The 8,120-nt window shown below is 34.3% G+C and carries 6 protein-coding genes; 2 read left to right on the forward strand and 4 right to left on the reverse strand.

Annotated elements, in window-relative coordinates; all coding sequences use genetic code 11:
- Nucleotides 1-30: 30 nt before the first annotated feature.
- Nucleotides 31-1,767 carry a hypothetical protein gene (locus tag AACY61_RS05160; protein ID WP_339610518.1) on the reverse strand — a complete coding sequence of 579 codons (1,737 nt, stop codon included), beginning with the start codon at nucleotides 1,765-1,767 and terminating at the stop codon, nucleotides 31-33.
- Between the two features lie 145 nt (nucleotides 1,768-1,912).
- Between AACY61_RS05160 and tsaD the strand changes: the two genes are divergently transcribed.
- Both tsaD and AACY61_RS05170 read left to right on the forward strand, forming a co-directional pair.
- The gene (tsaD, locus tag AACY61_RS05165) at nucleotides 1,913-2,932 is read left to right on the forward strand and encodes a tRNA (adenosine(37)-N6)-threonylcarbamoyltransferase complex transferase subunit TsaD (RefSeq protein ID WP_339610519.1); all 1,020 of its coding nucleotides are present in this window, start codon (nucleotides 1,913-1,915) and stop codon (nucleotides 2,930-2,932) included.
- A 9-nt stretch (nucleotides 2,933-2,941) separates the two neighbouring features.
- Nucleotides 2,942-3,652, forward strand: coding sequence for a 16S rRNA (uracil(1498)-N(3))-methyltransferase (locus AACY61_RS05170; protein WP_339610520.1), 711 nt, complete (start codon nucleotides 2,942-2,944; stop codon nucleotides 3,650-3,652).
- Here AACY61_RS05170 and cmk read toward each other — a convergent pair whose 3' ends face one another.
- From cmk to lon, 3 genes are all read right to left on the reverse strand, one after another.
- Complete coding sequence (gene cmk, locus AACY61_RS05175) at nucleotides 3,653-4,348, reverse strand: (d)CMP kinase (protein WP_339610521.1); 696 nt, start codon at nucleotides 4,346-4,348, stop codon at nucleotides 3,653-3,655.
- A gap of 30 nt (nucleotides 4,349-4,378) precedes the next feature.
- Nucleotides 4,379-5,398, reverse strand: coding sequence for a type IX secretion system protein PorQ (gene porQ / locus AACY61_RS05180; protein ID WP_339610522.1), 1,020 nt, complete (start codon nucleotides 5,396-5,398; stop codon nucleotides 4,379-4,381).
- A gap of 143 nt (nucleotides 5,399-5,541) precedes the next feature.
- Nucleotides 5,542-7,992 carry an endopeptidase La gene (gene lon, locus AACY61_RS05185; protein ID WP_339610523.1) on the reverse strand — a complete coding sequence of 817 codons (2,451 nt, stop codon included), beginning with the start codon at nucleotides 7,990-7,992 and terminating at the stop codon, nucleotides 5,542-5,544.
- Nucleotides 7,993-8,120: the final 128 nt, after the last annotated feature.

The raw sequence follows: 8,120 nt of genomic DNA on the forward strand, positions 1-8,120 counted from the left end.
CTTTGAATTAAATGTAAAAGTTTATCAGGATTAATCTTTGAGTAAATAGTTTCCTGTTAGTTTGCCACTAACTACATCAGGTGAAATTATCTGAATGGTACGTTCATCTTCATCAAATGTTGAGAGAATTAAAATATCATCAAAGTAATAATCGTCTATTAGGTTTTGATAAGTACTTTCTGAAATTCTGATAACACCTTTAACATCATCAACATTGGTGCCCTGCATATCCATGCCTATTTTTCCAGTAAAAATTGAAATGCTGTCGCGTTTAAAAATATTGGTGTTGTAAAGATCGGCATACTCAATTTGAAGGTCAAAATCATAGATATTTCGATCTTCAGAAACATCAATCAATCCATCAAAATCAAGTTTTAGATTGGGGTCCTTTATACTTAACTCCCCATTAAATATAGGGTTTTCAAGTGTTCCTTTAACATCTATATTGGTATAATTATAATCGTTAAAAACAAAATTTTTTATTTTTCCAGACAGTGCTGTATTGATTGTTTCCTGACTAAATCCTTTACCGTCAAACTGAAGTTTAGCTGTTGTTGTACCCAGTGAATTTACACCTAAAAGTTTTCCTAAGTTAAATTTTCGAAGATCAACGTTTCCTTTGTAAGAGGCTTGATTAACATTGTCAATTGAACCCATTTTTAATTTAGTTTTGACTAAACCCAGTGCGGAATTTACCTCCAGATCTGTGTCTAAATTTGTGCCAGTTATTTTTGTGGTTCCATTAAAACTAAAATCTCTTAATTGTTGAAGTTCTTTTGGTAAAAGGTTTCCAAGAATATTGGGCATAAATCTCCGTAAGTCAAAATAATTGGAGTTAATTTTGTGATTATTTGCTTCAATTTCATAAACACTCCCATCTTTCAATAAGTCTTTAAACACAAAGTCTCCTTGTATGTTAGTAGTTTGGTTCTGTAGATTCAAACTTGTAAGACTAAGATTATTTAATGGCCCGTCTAACTTACCTGAAAAGTCAATTCTTTGGTTTTTACCAAATTCGTCGTAAAAATAATTCAAATCATTCGTAGCAACTGAAGCATTTTTAAAATCTGCTTCAAAAACAACATTGTTAGTGAAGTCAGAGAAACCACTTTCATCAAAATACAATATAACATCTGCTTCAACATTACTTTCGCTAGTTTTTAAATCAAGCTGATTGAGTTGAATTAAATCTTCAGTATATTTAAAATCTGCACTTAATCCTTCTACTTTAATTTCATTGTTATATAGAAACTGCAAATGCTTGATATCTGCAAATACATTGATGTCCAAAATTTCAAAATGACCTGTGCTAAGGTTAACAGCATCCATAATCAATACATCAGGATTCTCGAGGTTTTCGTCTGTAATTTTAATTAATGTGTTTTCAAGCTGAAGTGTAGAAGCTTCAAGAATAAAAGGTTCTGGGTCTTCTAGTGGAACTTTGGGTGCAAATTTTTTGGAAAAAATACTAAGATTGTCTTTCTCCTCACCTTTGTGTGTTTTAACGTAAAGTTTTGCATCAGTCAGTGTTAAGTCCCCAAAATTTAAATTAGTTTTTAATAAGTTCCTAAAACTTAAAATAGTGGTGCGCACACTATGTACATAAATTAATGTGTCTTTGTGATGATCAGCTATATACACTCCGTCAACAACAACTTCTCCTTTTGAATTGATTCCAATTTTTTCAATATTGATATCTGTTCCATAGGTATTGTTTACTGAATTTGTAACTTGTTTGGCAACTAGAGTTTGAACTTTTGGAAACATAAGTGAGATACTTATGAGTAATAAAAGCAAAACAATTGCCAGCAAAAAGCGGAATAGTATTTTTTTGAATTTTTTGATAGCGCTTATTGTTTTAACTTTGCACTGAGTTTGCCCATAAAAGTAGCAATTTTTATGCCTAAATAAAATGAATAAACCAATATATATTTTAGGAATTGAATCTTCGTGTGACGATACTGCTGCGGCAGTAATTTTTAATAGCAAAATTCTATCTAATGTAGTTGCATCTCAAAAAATTCATGAAGAATACGGAGGTGTTGTACCCGAATTGGCCTCAAGAGCACATCAACAGAATATCGTTCCGGTGGTAGCTAGCGCCTTAAAAAAGGCATGTGTTTCAAAAGAACAGCTCAGTGCTGTGGCCTACACACGTGGACCGGGATTGATGGGTGCACTATTGGTTGGGTCTTCGTTTGCAAAATCACTGGCTATGGGGTTGGATCTTCCATTAATAGAAGTAAACCACATGCAGGCTCATATATTGGCTCACTTTATTGAAGATGATAGCCAAACAAAACCAGACTTTCCATTCCTTGCGTTGACCATTAGTGGTGGGCACACACAAATTGTAAAGGTTACAGATTATTTTAATATGGAAATTATTGGCCAAACTATTGATGATGCTGTGGGTGAAGCTTTTGATAAGTCTGCAAAAATCCTTGGATTTCCCTATCCCGGAGGTCCCTTAATTGATAAATATGCTCAATTGGGTAACCCAAATGCTTTTTCTTTTACCAAGCCTAAAGTGGGTGATTTGGATTTTAGTTTCAGTGGTTTGAAAACAGCTATATTATATTTCGTTCAAAACAATACCAAAACTAACCCAAATTTTATCAAAGAAAATATAGCAGACATTTGTGCTTCTATTCAATTTACAATTGTAGATTATTTAATGGACAAACTTAAAAATGCCGTTAAAGAAACAGGTATTAAAGAGGTTGCCATTGGTGGCGGAGTTTCTGCAAATAGCGGAATTCGCAAAGCGTTAAAAAAAGCTGAAACTGATTTTGGTTGGAAAACACACATCCCCAATTTTGATTACTGCACTGATAACGCTGCGATGATTGCTATAGTAGGCGAGCTAAAATACAAACAAAATGATTTTTCAGATATCAATGTTGCTTCCAAAGCACGAATGACTTTTTAAATTTTAACTATGCAACTTTTCTATCACCCTGAAGCTGATTCAATTCAACAACTTTTACTTTTTGATAAAGACGAAAGTCGGCATATAATAAAAGTATTGAGAAAAAATGCAGGTGATACACTTTTATTAACCAATGGAAGAGGTTATTTTTTTACTTCAGAAATTGTTTCTGCCAATCATAACAAATGTGGTGTAAAATTACTTTCAAAAGAATTACAACCTTCACTTCCCTATTTCCTTCACATGGTCGTGGCTCCAACTAAACTCAACGACCGTTTTGAATGGTTTCTCGAAAAAGCTACAGAAATTGGAGTCAGTGAAATTACCCCGGTGATTTGTGAACATAGCGAGCGTACAAAAATAAAGCCTGAACGCTATAATAAAATCGTGTTGAGTGCTATGAAACAATCCTTAAAGGCTTATTTACCTATAATTAATCCGGTTATTTCCTTCAGCAGTTTTATCAACTCTCAATCAATTATTACAGATTTGAAATGCATTGCCCATTGTGAAGAAGGTGATAAAAAGAACCTCAAGGATATACTCGTTCCCAAAACTTCATATACAATTTTAATAGGTCCTGAAGGAGATTTTTCAACCGAAGAAATTGAGCAGGCCAAACAAAAATCATTTCAACCTATAACGTTAGGTAATAGCAGACTTCGCACTGAAACTGCTGCTATTGTTGCAACGCAAAGCGTTGCTTTACTGAATCAATAATCAAACTCTTCCAGCAATCCTGTCTTTTGCCAGTTGGAGAACAGTATGAAACTGGTCCTCTCTATTGGTTTGTGTATTATCAATTTCAATGGCATCATCAGCTTTAATTAAAGGAGAATCTGCACGTGTTGTATCAATACGATCACGTTCGGTTACATTGGCATAAATTTCTTCAAAAGAAACCGATTTTCCTTTTTCCTGAAACTCTAAAAAACGTCTTTGGGCTCGTTCTTTAGCATCTGCAGTCATAAATATTTTTAATTCTGCTTCCGGAAAAACAACAGTACCTATGTCTCTTCCATCCATTACAACACCTTTATTTTTACCCATTTGTTGTTGTAGCTCAACAAGTTTTTTTCTAACTTCTGAAAGTTCGGCAACATGACTTACCCATTGTGAAACATCCATACTCCGAATTTCTTTTTCTACATTTTCACCATTTAGATAAATTAAAGCATTGTTTTGACCTAATTCAATTTTAAATTCAAGCTTTATTTCTTCAAGTCTGTCAATAAGCTTTTTTGATTCTAAAACAGCATTTTTCATACACCCTTCCCGAAGTGCAAACAAAGTTACTGCCCTATACATTGCACCTGTATCAACATAAATATAACCCAGATAAGCAGCCAATTGTTTGGCAACTGTACTTTTTCCTGTTGATGAAAATCCGTCTATGGCTATTGTAATTTTTTTCATGCTATCAAATGCTTAACTATTTCAAAAGTATTACTGTAAATCGATATTCAAACCAAAAAAGCTGGCAGCAGCAGCTGAACTGTATTTTGAATAGGAATAGCTCACTCTCAATTTATTTAATTTAATTCCAAATCCGGCACTTAAACCCGCAAAAGCTCTTTGTTCAACAATTCTAAGCTCCTCTGAACGTCTTACATTGTATCCAAGTCTTAAATTGAACGCACTTTCAGGAAAAATTTCGATACCAAAAATTACCCTTCGGTAGATATTATCAAAAAAACCGATATTTTCTTTTTGTACATTTCCTTCCAAATCGATTTCTTCACGTGCAGGATTAGAAAATGCAATGTTCCAAGTCTGTAAATTCTCTAATGTTAAATGCCACCTTATTGGAATGTTTTGAGGTGTCTGTGAAATTCCAAAGTCTACCTCAAATGGTAGTTTTTCATAAGTTTCGTGATAAGGTGTAAACTGTGTACCTATATTTCTGGCAACAGCAGCTATGTGCAAGTCCCAGGGTTCATAAATATACATTAGGCCAATATCAATTGCTCCTCCAAAAGAGCTGTATTCCTCAAGTTTTGATGAAATGAGCTTTACATTCACTCCCCAGTAAAAGTCTGACCAGGGAATGTTCCTGGCATATCCTGCAGAAAGTGCCACTTCACCACCTCCAAACTTTCCTGTTGACTCCCCTTGTTCATCATAACCATCAAATTTACCATAATTGATATAGGTTACACCGGTATGAAACACCTGTGTGCGACGATCCCACAAATAAGCATAAGAAGCAGTTCCATAATTTACATCTGCGAAATAGTTGATATAATTGACAGATAGCTGATTGTCCATTAAAGGGTTAATTGATGCCGGATTATACATACCTTGTGTGGGGTCATAATCATAATTAGTGAGTACTTTTCCTCCTAAAGCGGCTTGACGTGGTGAATTTACGAGATTTAAAAACTGATAGGTGCCCTTTCCTCCAATTTGAGAATAACTCAGTACGGAACATAGTATAAAGATTGCAATTAGAATCCTTTTATGCATAAGATAGTGCGGGTTTGCATTCTCAAATTTGGGAGAATATACATTTAATTAAACGAGTGCAAGTATAATTTATTTTCAGCATTCATAAAAAAAGGAAAGCTACAATCTACTTTCCTTTTTTAATCATTTTTCGTCTTTCTTATTTAAAGCTTTTTTGCATTTTTGACTTTTTCTTTGGTCAACGCCAGTTTTAATACATCGTGCATGTCTTTTACATAATGAAATTTCAGACCTTTTAAATAATCGTCTTTTATTTCTTCAATATCACGTTTGTTTTCTTCACAAAGTAATATTTCTTTAATACGTGCTCGCTTTGCCGCCAAAATTTTTTCTTTGATTCCACCTACAGGAAGCACTTTTCCTCTTAAAGTTATTTCGCCTGTCATTGCAATGCTCTTCTTGACCTTTCGCTGCGTAAATAGGGATACTAAAGAAGTTAACATTGTGATTCCTGCACTGGGGCCATCTTTTGGAGTGGCACCTTCAGGAACGTGTATATGAACGTTGTAGTTTTCAAACACATTCGGATCAATTTGGAGTTCGTCTGCATTTGATTTTATATACTCCATTGCAATGGTGGCAGACTCTTTCATCACCTTACCCAAATTACCGGTAATTGTTAAATTACCTTTACCTTTTGACAAAGCTGACTCAATAAAGAGTATATCGCCCCCCACACGGGTCCAGGCCAAGCCGGTAACTACTCCTGCTACATCATTGTTTTCATATTTATCGCGTTCCATTTTTGGCGCACCTAACACTTTTAAAATATCATCGTTTGTGGCTTTCAAATTATACTCCTCCTCCATGGCAATATTCATCGCTGCATGGCGAACCATTTTGGCGATTTGCTTTTCAAGACCACGAACTCCAGATTCACGGGTATAGCCTTCTACAATTTTTTCTAATTGCGGTTTAGCAATTTTTAAATGAGAATTGTCAAGCCCATGTTCTTTTAATTGTTTGGGAAGTAAGTGCCTTTTAGCAATTTCCACTTTTTCTTCTATAGTATATCCCGTTACGTTGATGATTTCCATCCTGTCTAACAAGGCAGGCTGAATGGTATTTAAACTATTTGCTGTTGCTACAAACATAACTTTTGAAAGATCAAAACCAACTTCCAAGAAATTGTCATGAAAATCACTGTTTTGTTCCGGGTCAAGTACTTCTAACAATGCTGAAGAAGGGTCTCCCTGATTACCTAGTGATAATTTATCTATTTCATCAAGGACAAAAACAGGATTGGAGGTTTCAGCTTTCTTTACACTTTGTATAATTCGCCCGGGCATAGCTCCTATATAGGTTTTTCGATGCCCTCTAATCTCTGATTCATCTCTGAGACCACCTAGTGAAACCCTTACATATTTGCGCCCTAAAGCTTCTGCAACAGACTTTCCAAGTGATGTTTTACCTACTCCGGGAGGCCCATACAAACAAAGGATTGGGGACTTCATGTCATTACGAAGCTTCAATACTGCCAGGTATTCAACAATTCGTTTTTTTACTTCATCCAATCCATAATGATCTCTGTCTAAAATGCGTTTGGCACGCTTTAAATCAAATTTATCTTTTGAATAGTGGTTCCAGGGTAAATCTAAAAATAACTCCAGATAATTTCTTTGAATAGAATATTCGGCTACCTGAGGGTTCATACGCTGTAATTTCGCCAATTCTTTATTGAAATGTTTTTCAACATTTTTTGACCATTTTTTCTTTTTGGCTTTTTTGCGCATTTCATCCAACTCTTCTTCATGAGAAACTCCACCTAACTCTTCCTGAATAGTTTTCATTTGCTGATGCAAAAAGTATTCGCGTTGTTGTTGATCCAAATCATAACGCACTTTTGACTGAATATCATTTTTCAATGCTAATTTTTGAAATTCAACATTCATGAATTTCAAAGTTTCAAGGGCTCTTTCTTCCAGCGAATTGATTTCCAGCAATTTCTGTTTATCCTTAACATCAATATTCATGTTGGAAGACACAAAATTGATTAAAAATGAATTGCTTTCAATATTTTTAATTGCAAAAGAAGCTTCAGAAGGAATGTTTGGACTTTCATTGATGATTTGAAGGGCAAGCTCTTTTATTGAATCGATAATGGCCTTAAACTCCTTACTGTTTTTTGCGGGTTTGGCTTCTTCTACTTCTTTTATTTTTGCTTTAAAATAAGGAGTAATAGAAGTTAATGAATCAATTTCAAAGCGTTTTTTTCCCTGAATTATAACAGTAACATTACCGTCGGGCATTTTTAGAACTCTTAATATTTTTGCTACTGTTCCCAAACGATTGATGTCTTTTTCATCCGGTTCTTCAACACCTTCCACCTTTTGTGAGACCACCCCAATGACCTTTGAGTTTTTATTGGCTTCATTGATGAGTTTTATTGATTTGTCTCTTCCGGCCGTAATTGGAATTACAACTCCTGGAAAAAGAACTGTGTTTCGCAATGGTAGGATAGCAAGTTCATTTGGTAGTTCTTCTTTGTTGATGGCATCTTCATCTTCAGAAGTCATTAGAGGGATTAACTCTGTTTCATCGTTTAAATCCTGAAATGACAAACTGTCGATATCTATAAGTTTTGATTTTGACATATCTTAAAATAAGTCATTGTGTCATAAAAAACACAATGTGATTAACTATTTATTTATTAAATTATTTTATAAAAGCATTGTTTTTCAAATACTTAAGCAATATTTAATTTGCTTTATTTATCTTATGT

The sequence above is a fragment of the uncultured Planktosalinus sp. genome (assembly GCF_963973675.1).
Classification (GTDB): Bacteria; Bacteroidota; Bacteroidia; order Flavobacteriales; family Flavobacteriaceae; genus Planktosalinus.